21 protein-coding genes and 3 tRNA genes are annotated in these 25,800 nt (G+C 71.8%); 13 read left to right on the top strand and 11 right to left on the bottom strand.

Features of this window, described 5'->3' with window-relative positions; translation table 11 throughout:
- The first annotated feature begins 233 nt into the window (after positions 1–233).
- Entirely contained in the window at positions 234–3,257 is a 3,024-nt protein-coding gene (locus ABZ861_RS17535) for a CIA30 family protein (protein WP_361630775.1), read from the top strand.
- Between the two features lie 112 nt (positions 3,258–3,369).
- On the top strand, positions 3,370–4,746 hold the full coding sequence (locus ABZ861_RS17530; RefSeq protein ID WP_361630772.1) for a hypothetical protein: 1,377 nt from the start codon (positions 3,370–3,372) through the stop codon (positions 4,744–4,746).
- A gap of 26 nt (positions 4,747–4,772) precedes the next feature.
- Here the strand turns inward: ABZ861_RS17530 and ABZ861_RS17525 are convergent, their stop codons facing one another.
- Positions 4,773–5,072, bottom strand: a complete 300-nt coding sequence (locus ABZ861_RS17525; protein ID WP_361630769.1) for a DUF397 domain-containing protein — start codon at positions 5,070–5,072, stop codon at positions 4,773–4,775.
- Positions 5,069–5,890 carry a helix-turn-helix transcriptional regulator gene (locus tag ABZ861_RS17520; RefSeq protein WP_361630766.1) on the bottom strand — a complete coding sequence of 274 codons (822 nt, stop codon included), beginning with the start codon at positions 5,888–5,890 and terminating at the stop codon, positions 5,069–5,071. The genes ABZ861_RS17525 and ABZ861_RS17520 overlap by 4 nt, the downstream gene beginning before the upstream one ends.
- 112 nt (positions 5,891–6,002) lie before the next feature.
- Here ABZ861_RS17520 and ABZ861_RS17515 point away from each other — a divergent pair, with 112 nt between their 5' ends.
- A complete protein-coding gene (locus tag ABZ861_RS17515) occupies positions 6,003–6,422 on the top strand; it encodes an ATP-binding protein (RefSeq protein ID WP_361630763.1) in 420 nt (139 codons plus the stop codon).
- A 45-nt stretch (positions 6,423–6,467) separates the two neighbouring features.
- Here the strand turns inward: ABZ861_RS17515 and ABZ861_RS17510 are convergent, their stop codons facing one another.
- Entirely contained in the window at positions 6,468–7,091 is a 624-nt protein-coding gene (locus tag ABZ861_RS17510; RefSeq protein ID WP_361630760.1) for a YceI family protein, read from the bottom strand.
- A gap of 333 nt (positions 7,092–7,424) precedes the next feature.
- On the opposite strand from ABZ861_RS17510, the gene ABZ861_RS17505 reads away from it, so the two are divergent.
- From ABZ861_RS17505 to ABZ861_RS17495, 3 genes are all read left to right on the top strand, one after another.
- Positions 7,425–7,922 carry a hypothetical protein gene (locus ABZ861_RS17505; RefSeq protein ID WP_361630757.1) on the top strand — a complete coding sequence of 166 codons (498 nt, stop codon included), beginning with the start codon at positions 7,425–7,427 and terminating at the stop codon, positions 7,920–7,922.
- 303 nt (positions 7,923–8,225) lie between these two features.
- Positions 8,226–9,821 carry an acyl-CoA carboxylase subunit beta gene (locus tag ABZ861_RS17500; RefSeq protein ID WP_361630754.1) on the top strand — a complete coding sequence of 532 codons (1,596 nt, stop codon included), beginning with the start codon at positions 8,226–8,228 and terminating at the stop codon, positions 9,819–9,821.
- Positions 9,822–9,893: 72 nt separating this feature from the next.
- The gene (locus ABZ861_RS17495) at positions 9,894–10,088 is read left to right on the top strand and encodes an acyl-CoA carboxylase epsilon subunit (protein ID WP_361630751.1); all 195 of its coding nucleotides are present in this window, start codon (positions 9,894–9,896) and stop codon (positions 10,086–10,088) included.
- Positions 10,089–10,217: 129 nt separating this feature from the next.
- Here ABZ861_RS17495 and ABZ861_RS17490 read toward each other — a convergent pair whose 3' ends face one another.
- The 8 genes from ABZ861_RS17490 to ABZ861_RS17455 form a co-directional block, all read right to left on the bottom strand.
- Positions 10,218–10,808 carry an ATP/GTP-binding protein gene (locus tag ABZ861_RS17490; protein WP_361630748.1) on the bottom strand — a complete coding sequence of 197 codons (591 nt, stop codon included), beginning with the start codon at positions 10,806–10,808 and terminating at the stop codon, positions 10,218–10,220.
- Positions 10,789–11,361 carry a DUF742 domain-containing protein gene (locus ABZ861_RS17485; protein ID WP_361630745.1) on the bottom strand — a complete coding sequence of 191 codons (573 nt, stop codon included), beginning with the start codon at positions 11,359–11,361 and terminating at the stop codon, positions 10,789–10,791. The genes ABZ861_RS17490 and ABZ861_RS17485 overlap by 20 nt, the downstream gene beginning before the upstream one ends.
- A 97-nt stretch (positions 11,362–11,458) precedes the next feature.
- Positions 11,459–11,872 carry a roadblock/LC7 domain-containing protein gene (locus ABZ861_RS17480; protein WP_030948713.1) on the bottom strand — a complete coding sequence of 138 codons (414 nt, stop codon included), beginning with the start codon at positions 11,870–11,872 and terminating at the stop codon, positions 11,459–11,461.
- Positions 11,873–11,882: 10 nt separating this feature from the next.
- On the bottom strand, positions 11,883–15,134 hold the full coding sequence (locus tag ABZ861_RS17475; RefSeq protein ID WP_361630742.1) for a nitrate- and nitrite sensing domain-containing protein: 3,252 nt from the start codon (positions 15,132–15,134) through the stop codon (positions 11,883–11,885).
- Between the two features lie 406 nt (positions 15,135–15,540).
- Positions 15,541–16,116 (bottom strand): ATP/GTP-binding protein, encoded by a 576-nt coding sequence (locus ABZ861_RS17470; protein ID WP_361630739.1) that lies wholly within the window; start codon positions 16,114–16,116, stop codon positions 15,541–15,543.
- Positions 16,097–16,495, bottom strand: coding sequence for a DUF742 domain-containing protein (locus ABZ861_RS17465; protein WP_361630736.1), 399 nt, complete (start codon positions 16,493–16,495; stop codon positions 16,097–16,099). The genes ABZ861_RS17470 and ABZ861_RS17465 overlap by 20 nt, the downstream gene beginning before the upstream one ends.
- Positions 16,496–16,605: 110 nt before the next feature.
- Positions 16,606–17,019: a roadblock/LC7 domain-containing protein gene (locus ABZ861_RS17460; RefSeq protein WP_003993189.1), complete on the bottom strand. Its 414-nt coding sequence runs from the start codon at positions 17,017–17,019 to the stop codon at positions 16,606–16,608.
- A 9-nt stretch (positions 17,020–17,028) separates the two neighbouring features.
- The gene (locus tag ABZ861_RS17455) at positions 17,029–21,039 is read right to left on the bottom strand and encodes a nitrate- and nitrite sensing domain-containing protein (protein ID WP_361630733.1); all 4,011 of its coding nucleotides are present in this window, start codon (positions 21,037–21,039) and stop codon (positions 17,029–17,031) included.
- Positions 21,040–21,637: 598 nt separating this feature from the next.
- Between ABZ861_RS17455 and ABZ861_RS17450 the strand changes: the two genes are divergently transcribed.
- From ABZ861_RS17450 to ABZ861_RS17420, 7 genes are all read left to right on the top strand, one after another.
- Positions 21,638–21,826, top strand: coding sequence for a hypothetical protein (locus ABZ861_RS17450; protein WP_361630730.1), 189 nt, complete (start codon positions 21,638–21,640; stop codon positions 21,824–21,826).
- Positions 21,827–22,043: 217 nt separating this feature from the next.
- Entirely contained in the window at positions 22,044–22,829 is a 786-nt protein-coding gene (locus tag ABZ861_RS17445) for a fumarylacetoacetate hydrolase family protein (protein ID WP_361630727.1), read from the top strand.
- Positions 22,822–24,354 carry a glutamate--tRNA ligase gene (gene gltX, locus ABZ861_RS17440; protein ID WP_361630724.1) on the top strand — a complete coding sequence of 511 codons (1,533 nt, stop codon included), beginning with the start codon at positions 22,822–22,824 and terminating at the stop codon, positions 24,352–24,354. The genes ABZ861_RS17445 and gltX overlap by 8 nt, the downstream gene beginning before the upstream one ends.
- A 215-nt stretch (positions 24,355–24,569) precedes the next feature.
- Entirely contained in the window at positions 24,570–25,364 is a 795-nt protein-coding gene (locus tag ABZ861_RS17435) for an HAD family hydrolase (protein ID WP_361630721.1), read from the top strand.
- 95 nt (positions 25,365–25,459) lie between these two features.
- A tRNA-Gln gene (locus ABZ861_RS17430) sits at positions 25,460–25,531 on the top strand.
- A 40-nt stretch (positions 25,532–25,571) separates the two neighbouring features.
- Positions 25,572–25,644, top strand: a tRNA-Glu gene (locus ABZ861_RS17425).
- Positions 25,645–25,705: 61 nt separating this feature from the next.
- A tRNA-Glu gene (locus ABZ861_RS17420) sits at positions 25,706–25,778 on the top strand.
- The last annotated feature ends 22 nt before the right edge of the window (positions 25,779–25,800 follow it).

Below are 25,800 nucleotides of genomic sequence, written 5' to 3'. Positions count from 1 at the left end.
TGGCCGCCCCGTGCACGACCAGATCTGCGCTCGTGCGCCCTATGACGGCGCCCGTGCCGCGTCAAGGTCGCCCGTTCGCGACCCGAAGGGTCAACTGGCCTCCCAGGTTCGGGACTTGATTCCAAGGTGACCGAAGTGCGACGTCTTGACGGGAGAGGCGCGCACTTGTTGACTCACGCCCTGACTTAAGCCTTGAGACGAGAACGACCGGTTCGAGAGTCGAGGGAAGGTCCATGCGAAGAACCGCCCTGCTCGCCACCGCAACGCTGCTCACCGCCCTGCTCCCGCTCGGCGCCGCCGCCGCGGCGTCCGGCGCCGACGACCCCGCCCCCGTGCCCGTCGACCGCTTCGAGGGTGAGGTGCCCTTCGCGAACCAGCCCGCCGAGGGCATCTTCACCTGGGGCGGCGACAGCGACGACCCGCCCGCCCTCCAGCTCGCCGCCCGCGCCGACGCCCCCGAGGGCGCCAAGGTCCTCTCCGGGACCTACGACATCAGCGGCTACGGCGGATTCACCCACGACTTCGCCGCGGACCGGCCCGCCCACGACTGGTCCGCCCACAAGGGCCTCCGCCTCTGGTGGGACGGCCAGGGCAACGGCCGGAAGATCGCCCTGGAGATCAAGGACGGCGGGGCGAACGGCGAGGCGTCCGAGCTGTGGACGACCTCCTTCACCGACGACTTCACCGGCTGGAAGCAGGTCGAGCTGCCCTTCGCCGACTTCGTCTACCGCACCGACTACCAGCCCGTCGGCGGCATCGACCACGTCCTGGGCCTCACCCAGATGTGGGGGTACGCCCTCACCCTGCCCACCGGCGCCAAGGGCTCCTTCGCCATGGACGACGTGGAGCTGTACGGCCGCGCCGACCAGTCGCTGCGCGCCTCCGTCGGCACCGACGCGGCGGTGTACCCGGTCGATGAGGGCGGCGCCGCGCACGTGAGGATCTCCGTGGCGACCACCGGCTCCGCGCCGCTGGCGGAGCCGGTCACCGTCCGCTACGAGACCGCCGGCGGCACCGCCACCGCCGGGAAGGACTACGTCCCCGTCTCCGGCGCCGTCACCTTCCCCGCGGGGACCGTCTCCGGCGCCTCCCGTACGGTCGCCGTGCGCACGCTCCGGGACCGGGCGGCGGAACCGGCCGAGACGATCCCGCTGAAGCTCACCGTCACCGGCGCCAAGGCCCCCGCCGACACCCCGCAGGTCGTCGTGAACGCGCACGGGCTGCCGTACCTGGACAGCCGGCTGCCGGTGCGCGAGCGGGTCGCGGACCTGGTCTCCCGGATGACGCTGGAGGAGAAGGCCGGGCAGATGACCCAGGCCGACCGCGGCGCGATGTCGGCGCCGGGCGACATCGCCGGCTACGGCCTCGGCTCGCTGCTCTCCGGCGGCGGCTCCACCCCGACGCCCAACACCCCCGCCGCGTGGGCGCAGATGATCGACTCCTTCCAGGCGCGCACCCGGGCCACCCGCTTCCAGATCCCGCTGATCTACGGCGTGGACGCGGTGCACGGCCACAACAACCTGATCGGCGCCACGATCATGCCGCACAACATCGGCATGGGCGCCACCCGCGACCCGCGCCTGGCCGAGCAGGCGGCGGCGGTGACGGCGAACGAGGTGCGCGCCACCGGCGTGCACTGGGACTTCGCGCCCTGCATCTGCGTCACCCGCGACGAACGCTGGGGCCGCACCTACGAGTCCTTCGGCGAGGACCCCGCCCTGGTGGAGTCCATGGAGACCGTCGTCCAGGGCCTCCAGGGCCGGGCCGACGGCAGCGACCTCAGCCGTGACGACAAGGTGCTCGCCACCGCCAAGCACTTCGTCGGCGACGGCGGCACCGTCTACGGCACCTCCACGACCGGCAGTTACACCATCGACCAGGGCGTCGCCAAGGTCACCCGGCAGGAGCTGGAGAAGATCCACCTGGCGCCGTTCACCGAGGCCGTGCGGCGCGGCATCGGCTCGGTCATCCCGTCTTACTCCTCGCTCGACATCGAGGGCGACGGCAAGGGCGCGGTGCGCATGCACGCCCGCGGCGACATGATCAACGGCGTGCTCAAGGACCGGATGGGCTTCAAGGGCTTCGTCGTCAGCGACTGGAACGCCATCGACGAACTGCCCGGCGACTACGCCGACCACGTGCGCACCTCGGTCAACGCGGGCATCGACATGATGATGGCGCCGTACTCCTACAAGGAGTTCAGCTCGACGCTGGCCGCCGAGGTCAGGGCGGGCCGGATCAGCGAGCGGCGGATCGACGACGCCGTCTCGCGCATCCTCACCGAGAAGTTCGCCCTCGGCCTGTTCGAGCACCCCTACGCCGACACGACGAACGCCCCCGCGATCGGCTCCGCCGCCCACCGGGCCGTGGCCCGCCAGGCGGCCGCCGAGTCGCAGGTGCTGCTGAAGAACAGCGGGGGAGTGCTCCCGCTGAAGACCGGCCAGAAGGTGTACGTCGCCGGGTCGAACGCCGACGACCTCGGCAACCAGACCGGCGGCTGGACCATCACCTGGCAGGGCGCCTCCGGCACGCACACCCAGGGCACGACCGTCCTCCAGGGCATGAAGAACGCCGGCGGAAACGTCACCTACTCCGAGGACGCCTCCGCCCCGACGAACGGCTACGACGTCGGCGTGGTCGTCGTCGGCGAGACGCCGTACGCCGAGGGCATCGGCGACGTGGGCAACGGCAACGACATGGCGCTGACGCCCGCCGACCAGGCCGCGGTGGACAAGGTGTGCGCGGCCATGAAGTGCGTGGTGCTCGTCGTCTCCGGACGCCCGCAGCTCATCGGGGACCGGCTGGGGGAGATCGACTCCCTGGTCGCCTCCTGGCTGCCGGGCACCGAGGGCGACGGCGTGGCCGACGTGCTCTACGGCAAGCGGCCCTTCACCGGGCAGCTCCCGGAGACCTGGCCGAAGTCCGAGGCCCAGCTCCCGATCAACGTGGGCGACGCGTCCTACGACCCGCAGTTCCCCTACGGGTGGGGCCTGACCACGCTCACCCGGATTCCGACCGGCGGCATGGCCATGATGAAGGTGCTGGGCGTGGAGGCCAGGGCGGCGGAGCGCAGGCACGCCGCGAAGGCCGGCCGCGCGCTGGTCGGCCAGGCCCGGCTGATGGTCCAGGAGAAGGCGGCCGGGCGCGGGATGACCGCGGCGGTGGCGAAGCCCTTCGCCGACGCCGACCACCTGCTCCTGTCCGGCCGCTACGGAGAGGCGGTGGCCCGGCTCACGGCCGCCTACCGAGCGGCCTGACCGGCACGGCGAGCTGGGGGGTGCGTCCCGCGGGAGACCGCGGGACGCACCCCCGCTCGTTCCGTCGCTCAGGCGGGTGACCGGTTTTCCGGCTTTCGGGTAGCTTCGAACCATGAAGGCCGTCGTCCTGTCCCGAGCCGCGCTCCAGTTCCTGATCGCGCTCGCAGCAGCCGCCGCGGCGGTGCTGTGCACCGGCGTGCCCAGCGCCGACGCGGCGACCAGCGTGTCGGCCGTCGCCCAGGCCCTGCGCCAGAGCCCCGTCTACGTCGACCCGGCCGCCTCCGGCCAGCTCTCCGCCGCGGACGCCGCCGCGCTGGCCAAGCGGATCAAGGAAGCGGACAAGCCGCTCTTCGTCGCCGTCCTCCCGGCCGGCTACCCGACCCGGAACCTGTTCACCGACCTGCGCACCGCCACCGGCGTCACCGGCGCCTACGCCGTGCGCCTCGGCGACCGCTTCGACGCGCGCGCCGACTCCGCCGTCCTCTCGCGCACCGCCGTGCGCAACCTCGTCACCAGCGTCCAGGGCGAGAACGCCAAGACACAGCTCCATGACTTCACCGACCGGGCGCTGCCCACCCTGCGCGGCACCGCGCCCGCGTCCTGGGGCGGCGCCGGGCGCGACGGCGGGGTGCCGGGCACGGCGCTGATCACCCTGGGCGCGGTCCTGGTGCTGGGCGGCGCGGGCGCCTACGCCCTGGTGCACCGAGGCCGCAAGCGCAAGGAGGCCGAGCAGCGTGCCGCCCTGGACCGGCTGCGCACCGTCGTCGACGAGGACATCACCGCCTTCGGCGAGGAACTGGACCGCCTCGACTTCCACCCGGCCGAGCCGGGCGCGGACGACGCCATGCGCGCCGACTACGAGCGCGCCCTGGACGCCTACGAGCAGGCGAAGCAGTCCATGGCGCGGGCGGGGCGCCCGGAGGACGTGCGCGCGGTCACCCAGAGGCTGGAGGACGGCCGCTTCTCCCTCGCCCAGCTCGCCGCCCGCCGCGAGCGCCGCCCGCTGCCCGAACGCCGGCCGCCCTGCTTCTTCGACCCGCGCCACGGCCCGTCCGTCGCCGACGCCGACTGGGCGCCGCCGGGCGGGGCGCCCCGCCAGGTCCCCGTGTGCGCCGCCGACGCGACCCGGCTGGCCGACGGCCGGGACCCGGCGGTCCGCGAGGTCGACACCGACTACGGCCGCCGCCCCTACTGGGACGCGGGCCCCGCCTACGGGCCCTGGGCGGGCGGCTACTTCGGCGGCGGCGTGCTCCCCGGCCTGCTCGTCGGCACCCTCCTCGGCCAGATGATGGCCGCGCCCGCCTACGCTGCCGACTACGGCGCCGGATACGGCGACTTCGGCGGCCAGGACGGCGGCTTCGGAGGGTACGACGGCGGCGACGTCTCGGGCGCCGACTTCGACCCCGGCGACTTCGGCGGCTTCGGGGACGGCGGCTTCGGCGGAGGCGGCTTCGGCGGCGGGTCCGGCGGGGACTTCGGCGGGTCCTGACCGGCCGGGCGGACGGTCGGCGCGGTCTACGCGTCCCGCGTGAGGCCGACGAAGGCGGCCCAGGAGGCGGGGGAGACGGTGAGCACCGGACCGACGGGGGCGGCCTTGGAGTCACGGACGTGGACGGCGGCCGGGTGGGCGGCGACCTCGACGCAGTTGCCGCCCTCGCTGCCGCTGTAGCTGGATTTGTGCCAGTCGTAGGCGACCTCGACGCAGTCGCCGCCCTCGCTGCCGCTGTAGCTCGACTTGCGCCACTCGAAGGAGACTTCCAGGCAGTTGCCGCCCTCGTTGCTGCTGTAGCTGGACTTGAACCATGCGGTCTTCATGACTCTCCTAGCAGTCCGTGCAAGAGGCGCGCACTCTCGTCGGGCGAGAGGGCCTGTGACCGCAGCATTGCATATTTGTGGTGGTAGTCGCAGACTTCGTCGGGATCATCGACGAGGAAACTGGCGCGCTGTACTTCCAGGTAGACCAACCGCTCGTGCTCCGGCGTTTCCAGCAGGGTCATGGGTCCTGCGAGCCCGGCGTGCGGCATGCGGTTCATCGGCATGATCTGCATGCTCATATGGACCGGCTCTGTGTACTCCAGAATCCGCCGGACTTGGTCGAGCATCACCCCCTGGTCACCAACCTGCCGCTGCAGGATGCTCTCCTCTAAGACGAAGTGCCCCACAGGCGGATGATCGCGTTGCCAGATCAATTGCCGCTCTGTGCGGGCGTTGACCCACTGCTCGGCCGTCTCACTGCCGAGGGAGGGATAGCGGGAGTCGAAGGCGGCCCGGCAGTATTCCCTCGTCTGAAGAAGGCCCGGGACCATCTGGGTCTCGTAGCTGAAGATGCTCACCGCCTCCTGCTCGTGATCGACCAGCCCCTGGGCGAACTGCACGATCCGGTCCCGTACCGGCAGGCGGGCGACGAGGACGGCCAAGGCGCCGCCGGTGTCCAGCAGTTCGTCGAACTGCTCGGCCCGGTCCGGCTGGAGGGCGAGGCGGCCCTGCTCGATGGACCCGATGGTGTCGACGTGGACGTTGGCCGCCTCCGCCAACTGCTCCTGGGTCATTCCGGCGCGCCTGCGGTAGTGGGCGACCAGCGATCCCACGGCCTGCCAGGTCCCGATCTTCTTGGTCTTCTTCCCCGAGTGCATGGCCGAACCCTTCCCCCGAGCGCGCGCGAAGTGGCCGGAGCGGAGTCGTAGTAATCAGGACTACGACCTGACTCCTTGGTTCAGGATAGTGACGCAGGGTGACACTCGTCTCATGAACCTGGAAGTCCGACAGTCCCCGACGTGCGAGGCGTTCTTCCCGAGGGACCGCAGATCCGTGCGGCTCGCACGGGAGTTCGCGCGCGACGTGCTGGCCGACTGGGAGACGGGCGCGCGGGACGACGACGTGCTGCTGTGCGTGAGCGAGCTGGCCACCAACGCGGTGCTGCACGGCGCGCCGCCCGGCCGCGGTTTCGCCCTGCGCCTCACCCAGCACGAGGGCGCCGTGCTGCGCGTGGAGGTGCGCGACAGCGGCGGCGGCGACGTCCGGACGCCGGAGTCGTCGGCACAGGCGTCGGCGGAGTCGGAGCACGGCAGGGGGTTGCTGCTGGTCGCCGCGCTCGCCCAGAAGTGGGGCGTGCAGCCGAGGACTCCGGGGAAGGCCGTGTGGTGCGAGTTCGGCGGCCCCGCGTGAGCGTTCACGCGGGGCCGCCGACAGTTCTGCCGGTGCTGGGGCGGGTCAGGCGTTCCTGATCGCCGAGACGTCGAAGGTCAGCTTGATCTTGTCGGAGACCAGGAAGCCGCCCGTCTCCAGCGCCGCGTTCCAGGTCAGGCCCCACTCGGAGCGCAGGATCTCGGCCTTGCCCTCGAAGCCGACGCGCTCGTTGCCGAACGGGTCCTTGGCGGCGCCGTTGAACTCCAGGTCGATGGCGAGCGGCTTGGTGACGCCGAGGAGGGTCAGGTCGCCGGTGACCCGGTAGTCGTCGCCGCCCAGGGACTCCGCCTTGGTCGAGCGGAAGGTCATCTCCGGGAACTTGTCGGTGGCGAAGAAGTCCGCAGACTTCAGGTGGCCGTCGCGGTCGGCGTTGCCCGTGTCGATGCTGTCCATCCGCGCGTCGAGGGAAGCGGTCGAGCGGGAGGGGTCCGTGCCGTCCAGGTGCAGCGTGCCGTTGAAGTCGGTGAAGGCGCCCTTGACGTTGGTGACCATGGCGTGGCGGGCCGTGAAGCCGATGGTGCTGTGCGCCGGGTCGATCGTGTAGTCGCCGGACAGCGCGGCGGCGTCGGGGCGCTCGGCGGCGGCGGGGGCCGGGGCGGCGGACTGGGGGGCGTCGGAGGTGTCGTTCTTGCGGCCGAAGATGCCCATGGCGTGCTCCTTGGAGGGACGGCGCGGCTTCCGGGGAGAGGCCGGCGGGATACGGGACAGTAAGTTGAAGGTTCAACGACTTACGGGATCGACCGTAGCGCGGTTTCCTTGATTTTTCAACAGTTTCGCCGGCGTCTGTGACGACGGGCCGGGTCCCGCGGGGCGCCGCTCCGCGCAGAGCGCAGATCCGCGCAGGGCCGCGCCGCCGGACGCGGCGGCGCCGTTTCGCGCTGCACGCCCTCTGGTCACCGTCCACGGCGTCGGGCACCATCTCCGTGCACCACCTGCACAGCCGCCCCATGCAGCACGGCCGACCGCAGGAAGGGTTCCCCCATGAAGATCCGCTCCGCCGTGACCGCCCTCGCGCTCGTCGTCGCCCCCGGCCTCGCCGTCGTGGGCACCGCCACGGACGCCTTCGCCGTCACCAAGATCAGCAACGCCACCGCTCAGTCGATGTTCCGTCAGGTGGGCATCACCTGGTCCTCCTCCGGAAACTGTTCCGACCGGAACAACTCCACCTGTACCTCCTTCGACCAGCTCAACCTGTCCACCGCGCAGGGCGCCCAGACGCTGAAGAAGGCGAGCGGCTGCGCGCTCAACATCACCGGCGGCACGGAGACCGGGCACGCCTCCGGAACGTACTCCCACTGGAACGGATACAAACTCGACTACGGCAAGAACACCTGCATCACCAACTACATCCACAACACGTTCTCCTACATCGGCCTGCGCGGCGACGGCGCGCCCCAGTACAAGTCCGGCTCCGGCAACATCTACGCGGACGAGGGCAGCCACTGGGACGTCCTCTACTACAACTGCGGCGGCTGCTGAGACGCGGCGCCCCACGGCCCGGCGCCCCACGGCCCGGCGCCCCACCGGCGGTATGGTGGGCGCCGGGCCTCGCCGCGCCCCCGTCCGGCCCCGCGCGTCACCCGTCGGATGGCATGCGCGGCATCGGATTCCAGGGCCGTTCGGCCGTATCGGTTTGTAGGACCCTTACAACACCGGGCCCCTCTGGGCAGTCGGAAGGGCTGCATGTCCCCGTAGTTCTGTTCAGGGGCACCAGGAAAATGGGCGGGAGACTGTACGGAGTCGACGGCTCGCTTCGCCGGATGTTCTTCGTAAGGTCGCTACATGACCGTTTTGGAAGAGACGACGGGTGAGTCGACCGGCGAGCCGACGGACGCGCGCGGGCGGGTCGCCGAGCTGCACACGATCCGAGCCCAGGCGGTGGCGGGACCCAGCGAGAAGGCGACCGCGGCGCAGCACGCCAAGGGCAAGCTGACCGCACGGGAGCGCATCGAGCTGCTGCTGGACGCGGGTTCCTTCCAGGAGGTCGAGCAGTTGCGCCGGCACCGGGCCACCGGATTCGGCCTGGAGGCGAAGAAGCCGTACACCGACGGTGTGATCACCGGCTGGGGCACGGTGGAGGGCCGGACGGTCTTCGTCTACGCCCATGACTTCCGGATCTTCGGCGGCGCGCTGGGCGAGGCCCACGCCACGAAGATCCACAAGATCATGGACATGGCCATCGCGTCCGGCGCCCCGCTGGTCTCGCTCAACGACGGCGCGGGCGCCCGCATCCAGGAGGGCGTCTCCGCCCTCGCCGGGTACGGCGGCATCTTCCAGCGCAACACCAAGGCGTCCGGCGTCATCCCGCAGATCAGCGTGATGCTCGGCCCGTGCGCGGGCGGCGCGGCCTACAGCCCGGCGCTGACCGACTTCGTCTTCATGGTCCGCGAGACCTCGCAGATGTTCATCACCGGCCCGGACGTGGTCAAGGCCGTCACCGGCGAGGAGATCACCCAGAACGGGCTCGGCGGCGCCGACGTGCACGCCGAGACCTCCGGCGTGTGCCACTTCGCCTACGACGACGAGGAGACCTGCATCGCCGAGGTCCGTTACCTCCTCTCCCTGCTGCCGCAGAACAACCGGGAGAACCCGCCGCGCACGCAGTGCTCCGACCCCGCCGACCGCCGCTCCGAGGCGCTGCTCGACCTCGTCCCGGCCGACGGCAACCGGCCCTACGACATGACCAAGGTCATCGAGGAGATCGTCGACGACGGCGAGTACCTGGAGGTCCACGAGCGCTGGGCGCGCAACATCATCTGCGCGCTGGCCCGGATGGACGGCGAGGTCGTCGGCATCATCGCCAACCAGCCCCAGGTGCTGGCTGGCGTCCTGGACATCGAGGCGAGCGAGAAGGCCGCGCGCTTCGTCCAGATGTGCGACGCGTTCAACATCCCGATCGTCACCTTCCTGGACGTCCCCGGCTTCCTGCCCGGCGTCGACCAGGAGCACGGCGGGATCATCCGGCACGGCGCGAAGCTGCTGTACGCGTACTGCAACGCCACCGTGCCCCGGATCTCGCTGATCCTGCGCAAGGCGTACGGCGGCGCGTACATCGTCATGGACTCCCAGTCCATCGGCGCCGACCTGACCTACGCCTGGCCGACCAACGAGATCGCCGTGATGGGCGCCGAGGGCGCGGCCAACGTCATCTTCCGCCGCCAGATCGCCGAGGCCGACGACCCCGAGGCCATGCGCCAGAAGATGGTCAAGGAGTACCGGGCCGAGCTGATGCACCCGTACTACGCGGCCGAGCGCGGCCTGGTGGACGACGTGATCGACCCCGCCGAGACCCGCGAGGTCCTCGTCCGCTCCCTCGCCATGCTGCACAGCAAGCACGCCGACCTGCCCTCCCGCAAGCACGGCAACCCCCCGCAGTGACGCCTGACCGCCGTAACCCGGCGGACCTGCCGCGGTCATCCCGCGGACCCCTCAGCCAGGGAGACTGACACCATGGACATGCCTGACATCCGCGTCGAGAAGGGCCACGCCGAGCCCGAGGAAGTGGCCGCGCTCACCGCCCTGCTGCTCGCCCGCGCGGCCGCCCGCCCCGCCGACACGGCCCCGGCCCACCGCGGCCGCGCCCGCGCCGGCTGGCGCCGCCTGGAGCGCGAGGGCGGCTTCCGCGCCCCGCACAGTTGGCACTGAGCCGCACGTACTGAGCCGCGGACGTACTGAGCCGCGCGGACACATGCAGAAGCCGCACGGACATGCGGAAGGGGCCCGCCTGGAAACCAGGCGGGCCCCTTCCCGCGTGCGCGTGCGCGTGGCCGGACGCTACCGCAGTCGGGCCATGAGGGCGTGTTCGACCAGGGTGATCAGGGCGGATTTGGCGTCGGCGCGGTGGCGGGCGTCGGTGGTGATGATCGGGGCGTCGGGTCCGATCTGGAGGGCTTCGCGGACTTCGTCGGGGTTGTAGGGCTGGTTGCCGTCGAAGCCGTTGAGGGCGATGACGAAGGGGAGTCCGCTGTTCTCGAAGTAGTCGACGGCGGGGAAGCAGTCGGCGAGGCGGCGGGTGTCGACGAGGACGATGGCGCCGATGGCGCCGCGGACGAGGTCGTCCCACATGAACCAGAAGCGGTCCTGTCCGGGGGTGCCGAACAGGTAGAGGATGAGGTCCTGGTCGAGGGTGATGCGGCCGAAGTCCATGGCCACCGTGGTGGTGGTCTTGTCGCCGGTGTGGGTGAGGTCGTCGATGCCGGCGGACGCGGACGTCATGACGGCCTCGGTGCGCAGCGGGTTGATCTCCGAGACGGCGCCGACGAACGTGGTCTTGCCCACGCCGAAGCCGCCCGCCACCACGATCTTCGCGGAGGTGGTGGAGCGACTCTGAGAAACCGGCCCTCCGCTAGAGCTTGCGAAGTCCACTGAGCACCCTTTCGAGCAGTGTCACGTCTGGCTGGCCGCCGGCGTTCTCGTCGCCGCCGGGCTGATGGATGGCGACCAGGCCCGCCTCCGCCAAGTCGGCGACGAGGATCCTGGCCACGCCGAGAGGAATGGTCAGCAGGGCCGAGATCTCGGCCACCGACTTGATCTCGCGGCACAGGTGGCAGATCCGCTGATGCTCGGGCAACTGGCCCTGCATCTGGTGCGGTTGCGCGGTGGTGTGCACCAGCGCCTCGATGGCGAGCTGGTACCGCGGCCTGGTCCGGCCGCCCGTCATGGCGTACGGGCGGACCAAGGGGTTGTTCGACGCCCCGGCGGGCGTCGGCTCAGGGGTGCGTCGGTGCGGCTGCACCGGCTGGATGCGCGGCGCGGGCGGCTGGTCGTACGGCGAAGGGCCGGGGCCCTGTGGCGCGTACGGCTGCCCGTGGTGCGGCGCGGAGGGGTAGGCGTAGGGGTCCTGCGAACCGTCGCCGCGGCCCTGTGCGGGGCCGTACGACCAGTTGCCCGAAGGCGAACCGCCTGGGGGTGTTGCCACTCTTACTCCTCCTCCGACTGCGCCGGGCTTCCGAACACGAGGAAGCCGCGTCCCGAAACCTTACGGCCCCGGGACACCAAAACGCACCGTCTGTCTGTTAGTTGAGAAGGCTCCCCTGGAGTTCCGCGCGCAGGTCCGGAGTCAGAACCGTGCCGGCGCGGTCCACCAGGAGGGCCATCTCGTACCCAATGAGGCCGATGTCCGCTTCGGGGTGTGCGAGTACCGCGAGCGACGAGCCGTCGGAGATGGACATGAGGAAGAGGAATCCCCGCTCCATCTCCACAACCGTCTGGTTCACGCTGCCGCCCTCGAAGATGCGCGAGGCGCCGGCGGTCAGCGAGGTCAGACCGGAGGCGACGGCGGCGAGCTGGTCGGCCCGGTCGCGGGGAAACCCTTCGGACATCGCCAGAAGGAGTCCGTCGGCGGAGACCACCACGGTGTGGGACACCCCGGGGGTGTTGTCCACGAAGTTGGTGATCAACCAGTTCAGGTTCTGCGCCGCCTGGCTCATCGGACTCACACTAACGCTCCTGGTTGTAGGTGCTGCCGGGACCGAGGCCCTGGCCGTTCTGTTCACTTCCCGCGCTGCGTCCCCGCTGCACGCCGCGGCGCAGGTTGCTCAACCTGCCCCGGACGTCCTCGGGGGCGCGGGAGACCTGGGGGCCGCCCTGCGGAGTCGATTCTGCAGTGCCCTCGACCAGGTTGGCCTTGGGCACCCGCCGCGGCAGACCGGAAGAGGTCACTCCGCCCGCCTTGGGCTTGCGGAGCTGCGCGGCCTGCTGCCACCGCGCGTCGTTGGCCGACTGCCAGGAGCTGTCCCCGCCGCCCGCCGGAGCGGGGGCCTTCTTCTCGCCCCGGTTCGCGGGCTGCGCGCCGTTCGCGCCGCCGGCGGCCGCACCCCGGCGGGGCAGTCCCGCGTCGGTCGTCCGCTGGACGGGGGAGGCCGCCGGTCCCGGACGCTCGAAGCCTACGCGGTCCGCCTCGCTCACGTCAGCGGCCTGCGCCGGCTCCGTGCCAGGAGCGTACTGGCCCGGGTAGCCGCCGCGGTAGGCGTCCTGCTGCTGCGGCCAGTCGTCCTGGAACGACCGCTGCTGACGCCCGGGGAAGGGATCGGCCGCCGCCGCGGAGGCGTGCTCCGGCGGCGCCTGGTCCGGGTAGCCGGACAGCGACGGGTACTGGCCGGTCGTCTGGTAGCCGCCGTCCTGCGCCGCGTCCGGCGCGTAGTACGCCTGCTCGTAGGACGGCTGGCCCTGCTGCGGGGCGTACGCCGTCTGCTGCTGGTCCCCGTACGCGGGCTGCGCCTCGTACCCGGCGCCCTGGCCGGGGAAGGCGGCCTGGTCCGGGTACCCCTGGCCGGGGTCGTAGGCGGGCTGCCGGCCGGTGGACTCGTCGGCGTAGCCGCCCGGCTGCGGCACCTGGGCGCCGTCCTGCTCCCCGTGCGACTGCGCCTCCAGCGCGGCCCGGCGCTCCTCGCGCTTGAGCGAGCGGCCGACCGGGTCCAGCTCCCGGATGTCGTCGGGGACGTCGGCGTACTGCGAGTCGTCGAAGCCGAGTTCGGCGGCCGTGCGCTGCGCCGGGAGCTGGGCGAAGTCGTCGCCGCGGAACTGCTGCTCCGGGATGATCTGCGAGACCGTGAAGTCGTCGCGCTCCAGCGCCTGCTCGCCGCCGCCGCCGTGCGTGATCGCGTCCGGGAGCATGACCAGCGAGGTGGTGCCCGCCTGCTCGCCGGAGGGGCGGAGCTGCACGCGGACGCCGTGCCGGTCGGCGAGGCGGCCGACCACGAACAGGCCCATGCGCTGGGAGATCGCCACGTCCACGGTGGGCGGGTTGGCCAGCTTGTGGTTGATGTCCGCGAAGTCCTCGGCGGTCAGGCCGATGCCCTTGTCGTGGATCTCGATCATGACGCGGCCGTCGGGCAGCCGGGTCGCGGTGACCCGCACCTTGGTCTGCGGCGAGGAGAACGTGGTGGCGTTCTCCAGCAGCTCGGCCAGCAGGTGCACGAGGTCGGTGACCGCGCGGCCGTGGATCTCGGCCTCCGGGACGCCGGACAGCTCGATGCGCTCGTACTGCTCCACCTCGGAGGAGGCGGCGCGCAGCACGTCGACCAGCGGCACCGGCTGGTCCCAGCGGCGGCCGGGCTCCTCGCCCGCGAGGACCAGGAGGTTCTCGCCGTTGCGGCGCATACGCGTGGCCAGGTGGTCCAGCCGGAAGAGGTTCTCCAACTGGTCGGGGTCGGCCTCGTTGTTCTCCAGGTCGGTGATCAGGGTCAACTGGCCCTCGATCAGCGACTGGTTGCGGCGCGACAGGTTGGTGAAGATCGCGTTGATGTTGCCCCGCAGCAGGGCCTGCTCGGCGGCGAGCCGGACCGCCTCGCGGTGCACCTGGTCGAAGGCGCGGGCGACTTCGCCGATCTCGTCGGTGGAGGAGATCGGGATCGGCGCGACCCGGGTGTCGACCCGGCCGGGGTCGGTGCGGGAGAGCTGGTCGACCAGCATCGGCAGGCGCTGCTCGGCGATGCCGAAGGCGGCGTTGCGGAGCTGGCGCATGGACCGGCTCATCTGCCGGGCCACCGCTCCGGCCAGGATGAACGCGGCCAGCAGGGCGACCATGACGGCCGCGCCGGTGATGAACGCGGACTGCCGGGCGTCGCCGGCGATGCCGGCCGCCTCGTCCACCGCGGTGTCGGCCATGTTCGACTCGATCTTGCGGTAGGCGTCGAACTTGAGCGTGTTCACCGCCCACCAGTTCTGCGCCGTGACGCCCTTCTGGGCCAGCGCGGCGCGCTGGTCGGGATCGGTGGACCGCAGCGCGACCACGGCGGCGACCATGTCGGTCGGGTCCGCAGGCGGCGGGACGTAGCCCGGGTCCTTGGCCTTCATCTCGGAGACCATCGCCGCGCCGTCGGCCTTGATCTTCTTCTGCGCCTCGGTGAGCCGGTCCGCGTCCCCCTGGGTGCCGCCGCCGATGTACTCGCCGACGGCGATGCCCTCCAGGTAGGCGTACGAGGAGAGGGCGACGCGCTGGCTGGCCAGGCTGCCCTCGCCCGGACCCGGCTTCACCAGCATGTGCATGCCGACCGAACGGACCAGCGACAGCGCCGACTTGGAGAGGGCGACCGCGTAGACGGTGCGGCCGTAGGAGGTGATGTTGCCGGTGCCCAGACCGAGTTCGTTGGCGAACTCCATCAGCGGGTGACCGATCCTGACGTAGCCCTCCTCGGTCTGCACGCCGGTGAGCTTGGAGCTGTACGCGGCGGCGCGCAGCGTCTGGAGCTGCGGCTCGATCTCGCGGAACAGCTTCAGCCGGCGGACCAGACCCGGCGTCTGCGGCATGCTCTTGGCCGCCTCGTCGAAGCCGGCGGCGGCCTGGTCGGTGGCGTGCCGGACCTGCGCGACGGACTTGTCGTCCTGGCCCTTGCCCTGGAGCAGGGGAGCGGCGGAGGCGTCGCGCTCGACCCAGAGGGCATCGGCATAGGTGAGGGAGGCCCGCACCAGGCGCGCGGTGTGCTCGGCGTCCTGGGCGTTCTGCCAGGTGTCGATCGAGTTCTTCACCTGGAAGCCGCCCATGACCAGGCCGACCAGCACGGGTATGAGCAGGATCGCGTTCAGCCGGGTGGGCACCCGCCAGTTGCGCGGGGACAGTCGCCCTCCGCTCGGCGCGGGGACGTCCGCCGGCTCCGAGCCGGGCACGTGGCTGGGCGCCGCGCCGCGTGGCGGCGGCGGGGTGAAGTTGCCCCGCGCCGACGGCTCGGGACCGTTCTTGCTTCGCCTCACTCGACCAACAACCTCTCGGCGGTCGGCACCTACGTCGTGCCGTGTCTTCTCAGAGCCCGTCCGCCGCGGACGACTCTTTACCGGGGAGTACGTCCTTGACTAGGGGGCAGTTCAGGCATTCCAGCATGGCGGCACACGCTCTACCAAACAGTGCGGACCGCCGAAACGGAGGCATGTAAGCCGCCGATAAAACGGTCATACAGAGCGAGGCGCGCCAAATGGCGGGGTGATCGTGCGCGCTGCGAGATCGGCTGTGCGCGACGCGTGGTCGTTGCCCGCGATTCCTCTGCCGAAACGTTATGAACACCGTGGCCGACCGTGTCGAAGGACACAGCCGGCCCCGATGCCGCTCTGGAACTTCCCTGCGGCCCCCTTGGTCCGGCGGCCGCGGAGAACGGTTCCCGCACTACCGCAGTCGGGCCATGAGGGCGTGTTCGACCAGGGTGATCAGGGCGGATTTGGCGTCGGCGCGGTGGCGGGCGTCGGTGGTGATGATCGGGGCGTCGGGTCCGATCTGGAGGGCTTCGCGGACTTCGTCGGGGTTGTAGGGCTGGTTGCCGTCGAAGCCGTTGAGGGCGATGACGAAGGGGAGTCCGCTGTTCTCGAAGTAGTCGACGGCGGGGAAGCAGTCGGCGAGGCGGCGGGTGTCGACGAGGACGATGGCGCCGATGGCGCCGCGGACGAGGTCGTCCCACATGAACCAGAAGCGGTCCTGTCCGGGGGTGCCGAACAGGTAGAGGATGAGGTCCTGGTCGAGGGTGATGCGGCCGAAGTCCATGGCCACCGTGGTGGTGGTCTTGTCGCCGGTGTGGGTGAGGTCGTCGATGCCGGCGGACGCGGACGTCATGACGGCCTCGGTGCGCAGCGGGTTGATCTCCGAGACGGCGCCGACGAACGTGGTCTTGCCCACGCCGAAGCCGCCCGCCACCACGATCTTCGCGGAGGTGGTCGCCCGGCCCGAGTCAGAGCTTGCGAAGTCCACTGAGCACCCTTTCGAGCAGCGTCACGTCCGGAGCGCCGCCGTTGTTCTCGTCCCCGCCCGGCTGGTGGATGGCCACCAGCCCGGCCTCTGCCAGGTCCGCGACGAGGATCCGGGCCACGCCCAGCGGCATGGCCAGCAGCGCCGACACCTCGGCGACCGACTTCACCTCACGGCACAGACGGCAGATCCGCTGGTGCTCCGGAAGGAGCCCCATCAGCGCCGCCGGGTCGGCCGTGGTGCTGATCAGCGCCTCTATGGCGAGCTGGTAGCGCGGCCGGGTCCGGCCGCCGGTCATCGCGTACGGACGGACCAGCGGCTGATCGCCCTCGTCCCCGTACGGCTCTGCGTACGGATCGTGATGGGCGGTGGGCGGGGTCATGAATCCTCCGGGCGGGACAGCAAGTCGGTCGGGCTGGCCGTCGGACGGGCCGGTGGGGGGATTGTGGCGGCCGGACGGTGATTTCGTGAGGCGGGTGGTGCCAAGACCGTTCAGTGCAGCAGACTGCCTTGTAGTTCAGCGCGCAGGTCGGGCGTGAGCACGGCCCCCGCGCGGTCGACGAGGAGCGCCATCTCGTAGCCCACAAGGCCGATGTCGCACTCGGGGTGGGCCAGGACGGCGAGAGACGACCCGTCCGAGACGGACATGAGGAAGAGGAAGCCGCGCTCCATCTCCACGACCGTCTGCGCCACGCTCCCGCCCTCGAAGATCCGGGACGCCCCCGCGGTCAGCGAGGTGAGCCCGGAGGCGACCGCCGCGAGCTGGTCGGCGCGGTCGCGCGGGAATCCTTCGGACATCGCCAGGAGGAGTCCGTCCGCGGACACCACGACGGTGTGGGACACCCCCGGGGTGTTGTCCACGAAGTTGGTGATCAACCAGTTGAGGTTCTGTGCCGCCTGGCTCATCGGGCTCAACTAACGCTCCTGCTGGTGAGTGGGGCTGGGGAAACTGCCCGTCTGGCCGGTGCCGGCCTGACGACCCTGCGCGATGCCCCGACGGAGATTGGTGAGCCGCCCGCGTACCTCGTCGGGCGCCCGTGAGACCTGCGGACCGCTTTGGTGCTGCTGCTGTTGAGCCGTGCCCGCGACCAGGTTCGCCCGGGGCACCCGGCGCGGCAGGCCGGAGGTGGTGACGCCGCCCGCGGCCGGCTGCCTGACGCGCTCGGCCTGCCGGCCGAGGTCGTCGTTCGGCGAGCTGCGCCAGGAGGAGGGGGCGGGACGCTGAGGAGCGGGCGCCTGCTGCTGCGGCGCCGCCGCCGGGGCCTGCTGCTGCGGGACGGCCGGCGCCGGATCGCCCGCCTGCTGCCCGCCGCCGTGGAACCAGTTGGTCTCCAGCGTGTCGTACAGCGGGGTCCGCCCGTCGCCCGGACCCGTGGCCGGGGGCAGCGCCTCCGGCTCGCGGCGGACGTGGCGCTGCCGCTGCCCGGCCGGCTGGTGCGGGGCGCCGAAGTCGGCTGGGCCGCCCGGACCGGCCGCCTGGGGCCGCTCGAACTGGCCGGTGGAGGCGTCGTCCTGACGGGACGGAAGCTGCGGGCGGCCGTTCGCGCCGCCGTCGTAGCCCGGCTGCGCCGGGAACTGCCCCGTCGATCCGTTGCCGTACCCCTGGGGTGCGGCGAACTGGCCGTTCTGGCCGTTCTGGCCGCCCGGGTAACCCTGCTGCGCGGCGAACTGGCCGTTCTGGCCGCCCGGGTAGCCCTGCTGTGCGGGGAACTGGCCGGTCTGGCCGCCCGCGTACGCCTGCGGCGCGGGGAGGCGGCCGGGGTCCGAGGGGGCGCGCCGCGGGGCGTTCGGCGCGGACGCGCCGAACACGTCCGAGCGGACGAACGAGCCGTTCTGACCGTTCTGGCCGCCTTGGCCGTTGTGGGCGCCCTGACCGTTGTGGCCGTTCTGGCTGGTGTGGCCGTTGTGTCCGGCGTCCGCGCCGGGGGCGGGGAACCGGCCGGCGTTCTGGCCCGCGGGCGCTCCCGGGGCGTCGAAACCGGGCTGCGGGAAGGCCGCCGTGTCCGCCGGGCCGCGCTGGCCCTGCCGGTCCTCGAACCGGGGGAGCGCCGGTATCTCGGCCGTGGCGGCGGGATTGCGGTGGTCCTGCCGGTCGTCGAACCGGGGCAGCGGGGAGGTCTGCTCCCGCTCGGCCTCGTCGTGGCCGCGCGGGGCGTCCGGGACCTGCGCGTCGGCGCCGGTCCAGCCCGACGTGCGGGGCTGGGCGTCGCCGCCGGGCAGCGCGGCGCGCGGACCGCCGCGCTGGGGGAGCTGCGGCTGCCGGCTCTGGTCGCCGGCGCCCCGCTGCGGGGGCACGTCGGCGCGCTGGCCGCCGTCGTAGGCGTCCTGCCGGGCGCCGTTGCCGAGCGCCTCCTGGCGGCCGCCGTCGGCGTAGCCCGGACGTCCGCCCGCGCCCCGGCCGTCGCCGAAGCCCTGCGGCGCGCTCTGCTGAAGTCCCTGCGCGGCGCCCGGTCCCCGGCCGCCGAAGCCCGCCCCGGCGCCCGCCGGCGCCTGCGGCCCGCGCGGGGCGCCCGGACGGCCGCCATTGGCCGGCAGCGCGGCCCGGGGGCCCGGCGCCGCGCCGACCTGGCCGCGCGGCGCGGAACCCTGGCCGAGCCGGCCGGCGCCGCCGGCCCCCATGCCCGCGCCGGCGCCTATGCCCGCGCTCATGCCCGAGCCGCCGTTCGCCTGGCCGTTCTGGCGGCGGGCCGCCGCCGCGCCGGCCGCCGCGGCCGCTGCCGCGGGACCGCCCGCGGACGGACCGCCGGGCTTGCCGGGCGCAGGCTTCTTGCCGCCCTGGGCGACGTCCACCGGCAGCATGACCAGGGCGGTGGTGCCGCCCGAGTCGGACGGGCGGAGCTGGATGCGGATGCCGTGCCGCTGGGACAGCCGGCCGACCACGAACAGGCCCATGCGGCGGGAGACGGAGACGTCCACGGTGGGCGGCGCGGCGAGCCGCTCGTTGATCGCCGCCAGGTCCTCCGGGGAGAGGCCGATGCCGGTGTCGTGGATCTCGATCAGGACCCGGCCGTCCGGCAGAGCGTGACCGGTGACCTTGACCTTCGTCTGCGGCGAGGAGAACGACGTCGCGTTCTCCAGCAGCTCGGCCAGCAGGTGCACGAGGTCGTTGACGACGCGGCCGGCGACCTCGGTGGTCGGCACCGCGGCCAGCTCGATGCGCTCGTACTGCTCCACCTCGGACGCGGCGGCGCGCAGCACGTCGACCAGCGGGACCGGGCGGGTCCAGCGGCGGCCGGGCTCCTCGCCCGCGAGGACGAGGAGGTTCTCGCCGTTACGGCGCATGCGGGTGGCGAGGTGGTCCAGCTTGAACAGCGACGAGAGCTGGTCCGGGTCGGCCTCGCGCGACTCCAGTTCGGAGATCAGCGAGAGCTGGCGCTGGATCAGGCCCTGGGAGCGGCGCGAGAGGTTGGTGAACATCGCGTTGACGTTGCCCCGCAGCAGGGCCTGCTCGGCGGCGAGGCGGACCGCCTCGCGGTGCACGTCGTCGAAGGCCGCGGCCACCTGGCCGATCTCGTCCCGGGAGTGCACGCCGACCGACTCCACCGACGTGTCGACGTCCTGCGGGTCGGACTCGGAGAGCTGCTTGACCAGCTCGGGCAGACGGTCCTGGGCGACCTTGGTGGCGGTCTCCTGGAGCCGGCGCAGCGAGCGGATCATGGAGCGCGCCACGACGAACGCGCCGACCAGCGACACGCCGAGGACCAGGAGGATCAGCGCACCGGAGATGATGGCGTCGCTCTCGGTGGCGCTGCGCAGCTCGCGGGCCTTCTGCTCCATCTCCTCGAGCAGCGTGTGCTCGATCTTCTTCATCTGCTCGATCTTCGTCGAGCTGTCGTCCACCCAGTCGCGGTAGGAGCGCTTGGTGGGCTGGGCGGCCAGGCCGCCCGGCTGGTCCAGGACGCGCTTGGCGTAGGTGTCCGCGGCCTTGATGGTCGGGTTGCCCTCTTCGACCGGCTTGAGCAGGTCCTCGACGCCGCCGCCGTAGATGTTGCGGAAGCTGTTGACCTCGGAGGTCTGGCCCTCCAGCGCCGACTGCGCGTAGAGGCGGTCGTTCTCCGAGAGGTCGCCCGTGCTGGTGTTGTTGGGCGGCAGCGCGGCGGCGATGACGGCGCGCTGGACGGAGGCGTACTCCTTGGCGGAGGAGAAGGCGGCCAGCGCGCGGGTGCGCTGGATCATCTCCGGGTTGCTGGTCGCCTCGGCCATGTCCTGCGACAGGCCGAGCAGCTCGGTGATCAGCCGGTGGTACGCCTCGACGGTCCGGGCCGAGTTGCCGTCGTTCTCGTAGGCGGTCTTGCGTATCTTGCCCAGGCCGTTCAGCTCGCTGGCGAGGCCGACGATGGTGTCGCGCACGCCCTGGAGGTTGCCGTCCTTGCTGGCGGCGTCGATCTCCTCGGAGGCGTTGAGGAAGGCGTCCTTGGCCCGGTCGGTCTTGTCCCGGAAGCCCTTGACCGTGATGGCGCTGGCGGTGGAGGGGTGGGCCAGCGGACCGGCGGACTGGTCGCGCTCCTCCTGGAGCGCGGCGGCCAGCTCGGTGGCCTGCTTGGTCATGTCCGTCAGCAGCTTCATGTTGTCGAGCTGCTGGATGTCGTCCATGTTCTGGCTGATGCGCAGCGCGCCCAGCGAGGTCGCCGCGACCACGGGAAGCGCCAGCAGCGACACCAGACGGGTGGAGATGCGCCAGTTGCGCAGCGCCACCCGCGATCCCGTGCCGACCGGGCCCTGGCCCGAGACCGGCTTGGCCGCGGGCGCGGGGCTCGCCGACGCCGCCCCGGGCGCGGCCGGGCGCCCGGATCGCTCGCCACTGTCACCGGAGGGGCCGGGGCTCTGGGCGTGCTGGGGCGAGGAGCTGCCTTTCATCGGGCCAGTCCCGTCGTGCGGCTCCGACTGGGCCGAAGCGCTGCCATCCCTCTTGAAACGTCCCTGCACTAGCGTCGCAACCTCTGGACCAGGCGTCCCTCCGGTGAAGCGGAAGGACGGTGTCGGCGTATGGGGAAGGCCCTGAAAACATTCCCCGATGGTCGTGAGTGACCGGCGCTGGCTCCCCCTCGCGCCGCCGCTCGGCGCTGCGTTGCGCCCCCTGCGCGCCGGGTCGATCCTGCGGCGGTCCGTGGCATTCCAGCACAGTGCCGGATCTCCAACAAGGCATGTGGGCCAGGCTGTGACCTGTGTGACAGCGTGTGAGGGACGGGTCACGAGACGTGGAAAGCGATCACCCTCATTCCGGTCAAACGCCTACGAGTCGACGAGCTGACACGAGTGTCCCAGTCGCCATGATCGGGAGCGGAATGAGCGCTTCGGTGGAGCGATGTCCGTTTCGCTGAGGCGCGGCGCGCTCGGCAATTGTCTGGATTGCCCCTGCCGTAGTGAGCAAACTCACACGGAGATCACGGGCTCTTCACGTCTCGGTCGGGAATGGCATGTTTAGTTTGACGCTTTACAGAGAGAGCAGAACCGACAACGCGCCCGCGCGGGGGACCCTCGCGTCCCTCCCGGCGCCCGGAACAGGACAGGGTCTCCCCGCACCGTGAAGACGACGATGACGTTCCTCAACACCGCCAACCCCCGCCGCACGACGCTGGCGCACCTCGACGGCGCCGCCGCGCCGTCGGCGCTGGAGCTGCCGGAGCACGCCCTCTCCCTCCCGGCCTCGACCGCCAACCCCCGCCGCACCGTCCTCATGGAGGCCCCGGCCGCGTTCTCGGCAGCCGAGTAGCCGAGTAGCCGAGTAGCCGAGCGGCCGAGCAGCGGCGGGCGGCGGCGCGGGAGTCCGCGCACGCGGTCACATCAAGAGGGGCGTTCCGCACCGCGGGGCGCCCCTCTTCGTGTGCGGGGCGCCCGCACCCGGAGCGAATCCGCGAGGCGCGGCGGCCCGTGCACGCTAGCCTGGAGCGTCAGACTCCTCCCAGCTCAGTCAAGGGGCCAAGCATCCCGTGCGCATCGCCAGGTTCTCCATCGACGGGAACGTCGCTTTCGGCGCGGTCGAGGGCGACCAGCCGGACGAGCTGGTCCTCGACATCATCAAAGGCATCCCGTTCGCGGACTTCGAGCTGTCCGGCACGAAGGTGCCGCTGAGCAAGGTGCGGCTGCTGCCGCCGGTGCTGCCCAACAAGGTCGTGGCCTTCGGCCGCAACTACGCCGAGCACGCCCGCGAACTCGGCCACGAGGTCCCCGACGTGCCGTTCGCCTTCCTCAAGCCCGCCACCTCGGTGATCGGCCCCGGCGACGCCATCCAGTACCCCTCCTTCTCCGAGCGGCTGGAGCACGAGGCCGAGCTGGCCGTGGTCATCGGCCGCATGTGCCGGGAGGTCCCGCGCGACCGCGTCAAAGACGTCGTCCTCGGCTACACCTGCGCGAACGACGTCACCGCCCGCGACGTGCAGCGGCGCGAGAAGCAGTGGGCGCGGGCCAAGGGCTTCGACACCGCCTGCCCGCTCGGCCCCTGGGTGGAGACCGGCATCAGCCTGGAGGCCGCCTCCGACCTGACCGTTCAGCTCACCGTCAACGGCGAGCAGCGGCAGCTCGGCCGCACCAGCGAGATGATCCACTCCATCGAGGATCTGATCGTCAACATCTCCGAGGCCATGACGCTGCTCCCGGGCGACGTGATCCTCACCGGCACCCCGGCAGGGGTCGGCCCCCTCAACGTCGGCGACGAGGTCGCCGTCACCATCGAAGGCATCGGCACTCTCACCAACAAGGTTGTCAAGCGTGGCTAGCGCACCCCTCGCACCCCACTCGTCGTCCTCGGCTACGCCCGAGCGGGGAGCGCCCGAATCCCCCGTACGCGTCCGCTTCTGCCCGTCCCCCACCGGCAACCCCCACGTGGGCCTGGTGCGCACCGCCCTGTTCAACTGGGCGTTCGCCCGGCGCCAGCAGGGCACGCTGGTCTTCCGCATCGAGGACACCGACGCGGCCCGCGACTCCGAGGAGTCCTACCGCCAGCTCCTGGACGCGATGCGCTGGCTGGGCTTCGACTGGGACGAGGGCCCCGAGGTCGGCGGCCCGCACGCGCCGTACCGGCAGTCGCAGCGCATGGACCTGTACGCCGACGTCGCGCGCAGGCTCCTGGAGGCCGGCCACGCCTACCACTGCTACTGCTCCCAGGAGGAGCTGGACAGCCGCCGCGAGGCCGCCCGCGCCGCCGGGAAGCCCTCCGGCTACGACGGCCACTGCCGCGACCTGAGCGCCGAGCAGGTCCAGGAGTACGAGGCTCAGGGCCGCGCCCCCATCGTCCGCTTCCGCATGCCCGACGAGACGATCTCCTTCGACGACCTGGTGCGCGGCGAGCTGACCTTCACCCCGGAGAACGTGCCGGACTTCGGCATCGTCCGGGCCAACGGCGCTCCCCTCTACACGCTCGTCAACCCGGTCGACGACGCCCTGATGGAGATCACCCACGTCCTGCGCGGCGAGGATCTGCTCTCCTCCACCCCGCGCCAGATCGCCCTGTACAGGGCGCTGATCGAGCTGGGCGTCGCCCGTCAGATCCCCGCCTTCGGCCACCTGCCGTACGTGATGGGCGAGGGCAACAAAAAGCTGTCCAAGCGCGACCCGCAGGCGTCGCTGAACCTCTACCGCGAGCGCGGCTTCCTGCCCGAGGGCCTGCTCAACTACCTCTCCCTGCTCGGCTGGTCGCTCTCGGCCGACCAGGACGTGTTCTCCGTCGAGGAGATGGTCGCCGCCTTCGACATCGCCGACGTCAACCCCAACCCGGCGCGCTTCGACCTGAAGAAGTGCGAGGCGATCAACGCCGACCACATCCGCATGCTGGACGTGAAGGACTTCACCGAGCGCTGCGCCCCCTGGCTCAAGGCCCCGTTCGCGCCCTGGGCGCCGGAGGACTTCGACGAGGCCAAGTGGGAGGCGGTCGCCCCGCACGCGCAGACCCGGCTGAAGGTGCTCTCCGAGATCACCGACAACGTCGACTTTCTCTTCCTCGCCGAGCCGGTCCACGACGAGGCGAGCTGGACGAAGGCGATGAAGGAGGGCGCCGACGCGCTGCTGCGCACGGCCCGGGAGAAGCTGGAGGCGGCCGACTGGACGTCGGCCGAGTCCCTCAAGGAGGCCGTCCTGGCCGCAGGCGAGGCGCACGACCTCAAGCTCGGTAAGGCGCAGGCCCCGGTCCGCGTCGCCGTCACCGGCCGCACGGTCGGTCTCCCGCTGTTCGAGTCCCTGGAGATCCTGGGCCAGGACGCCACGCTGGCCCGGATCGACGCGGCCCTGGCGAGGCTCGCGGCGTGAGAGCCGCGTGAGAGCCGCATGAGGATCTGACGCACGCGGCGACGCGGCGACGCGGCGTCGCGGAGGGCGGCCCCCGGTCCGGGGGCCGCCCTCCGCCGTGCGCGCCCTCCGCCGTGCGCGCCCTCCGCCGTGCGCGCCCTCCGTCGTGCCCGGTCTCCGCCGCGCGCGTCCCGGCGCCCTGCACGGGCGCCCCGTTCGGCGGTACCGTCGGCCGCATGGCCGTCAGCGCTGTTCTCTGGGACGTCGACGACACCCTTTTCGACTACACCGCCGCCGACCGCGCCGGCATGCGCGAGCACCTGCTCGCCGAGCGGCTGCTGGACGGGTACGCGTCGGCGGAGGAGGCGCTGACCTGCTGGCGGCGGATCACCGACGCCCAGTGGGCGCGGTTCGCGGCCGGTCAGGCGTCCTTCGAGGGACAGCGCCTGGACCGCGTACGGGTGTTCCTCGGCCGCCCGGACCTTACCGACGCCGAGGCGCGGGCGTGGTTCGACCGCTACCTGGGGCACTACGAGGCGGCCTGGGCCCTCTTCCCGGACGTGCTGCCCGTCCTGGACGCCCTGGCGCCCCGCTACCGGCGGGCGGTGCTGTCCAACTCCAGCCTGCACGTGCAGGAGCGCAAGCTGCGCGTGCTGGGGGTGCGCGACCGCTTCGAGGCGGTGCTGTGCGCGGCGGAGCTGGGGGTGTCCAAACCGTCGCCCGGCGCGTTCCACGCGGCCTGCGACGCCCTGGAACTCGCCCCGCACGAGGTCGCCTACGTAGGCGACCATCCGGAGATCGACGGGCGGGGCGCCGCGGAGGCCGGTCTGCTGTCGGTCTGGATCGACCGCGCAGGCGGGCCGGGCGTCGGCGGCCTGGACGCCGACGGCCTGGGCGTCGGCGGCCTGGACGGCAGCGGCTTGGGCGCCGGCGGCGGAAGCGGCGCCGCGCGGCGGATCGCCTCGCTCGCCGAGCTTCCGGCGGTGCTCGGCGCGGATAGCCGTTTTGGAGCCCCGTCCACCTTCGGGTAATGTTCTTCCTGCGCCGCGGGAAGCGGGCCGGAAGGCCGGAACCCCACCGGCGCATTACTAGAACAAGAACCCCTGATCAGGGGCTTGCGTTCCAGTGGCCTATGGTGTAATTGGCAGCACGACTGATTCTGGTTCAGTTAGTCTTGGTTCGAGTCCAGGTAGGCCAGCTCGCAGAGCTCATCTGCACCGCGGATCTTCATCCGCGAGGCCCCCGTTGTGTAGCGGCCTAGCACGCCGCCCTCTCAAGGCGGTAGCGCCGGTTCGAATCCGGTCGGGGGTACAGATCCTTCCCGCGAGGACAGCCGGGTCGCTCCCGTTGTCGTCGATGCAGGATCGCTAGGGCCCCCGTTGTGTAGCGGCCTAGCACGCCGCCCTCTCAAGGCGGTAGCGCCGGTTCGAATCCGGTCGGGGGTACAGATCCTTCCCGCGAGGACAG

The sequence above is a fragment of the Streptomyces sp. NPDC046985 genome, from assembly GCF_040644415.1.
GTDB lineage: Bacteria > Actinomycetota > Actinomycetes > Streptomycetales > Streptomycetaceae > Streptomyces.
This window is presented reverse-complemented; position numbering and strand designations above follow the sequence as displayed.

What these genes read in the sequence shown, in the direction of transcription:
- ABZ861_RS17535 (WP_361630775.1), top strand. Translation starts at nt 234, where the DNA reads ATGCGAAGAACCGCCCTGCTCGCCACCGCAACGCTGCTCACCGCCCTG.
- ABZ861_RS17530 (WP_361630772.1), top strand. Translation starts at nt 3,370, where the DNA reads ATGAAGGCCGTCGTCCTGTCCCGAGCCGCGCTCCAGTTCCTGATCGCG.
- ABZ861_RS17525 (WP_361630769.1), bottom strand. Translation starts at nt 5,072, where the DNA reads ATGAAGACCGCATGGTTCAAGTCCAGCTACAGCAGCAACGAGGGCGGC.
- ABZ861_RS17520 (WP_361630766.1), bottom strand. Translation starts at nt 5,890, where the DNA reads ATGCACTCGGGGAAGAAGACCAAGAAGATCGGGACCTGGCAGGCCGTG.
- ABZ861_RS17515 (WP_361630763.1), top strand. Translation starts at nt 6,003, where the DNA reads ATGAACCTGGAAGTCCGACAGTCCCCGACGTGCGAGGCGTTCTTCCCG.
- ABZ861_RS17510 (WP_361630760.1), bottom strand. Translation starts at nt 7,091, where the DNA reads ATGGGCATCTTCGGCCGCAAGAACGACACCTCCGACGCCCCCCAGTCC.
- ABZ861_RS17505 (WP_361630757.1), top strand. Translation starts at nt 7,425, where the DNA reads ATGAAGATCCGCTCCGCCGTGACCGCCCTCGCGCTCGTCGTCGCCCCC.
- ABZ861_RS17500 (WP_361630754.1), top strand. Translation starts at nt 8,226, where the DNA reads ATGACCGTTTTGGAAGAGACGACGGGTGAGTCGACCGGCGAGCCGACG.
- ABZ861_RS17495 (WP_361630751.1), top strand. Translation starts at nt 9,894, where the DNA reads ATGGACATGCCTGACATCCGCGTCGAGAAGGGCCACGCCGAGCCCGAG.
- ABZ861_RS17480 (WP_030948713.1), bottom strand. Translation starts at nt 11,872, where the DNA reads ATGAGCCAGGCGGCGCAGAACCTGAACTGGTTGATCACCAACTTCGTG.
- ABZ861_RS17465 (WP_361630736.1), bottom strand. Translation starts at nt 16,495, where the DNA reads ATGACCCCGCCCACCGCCCATCACGATCCGTACGCAGAGCCGTACGGG.
- ABZ861_RS17460 (WP_003993189.1), bottom strand. Translation starts at nt 17,019, where the DNA reads ATGAGCCAGGCGGCACAGAACCTCAACTGGTTGATCACCAACTTCGTG.
- ABZ861_RS17435 (WP_361630721.1), top strand. Translation starts at nt 24,570, where the DNA reads ATGGCCGTCAGCGCTGTTCTCTGGGACGTCGACGACACCCTTTTCGAC.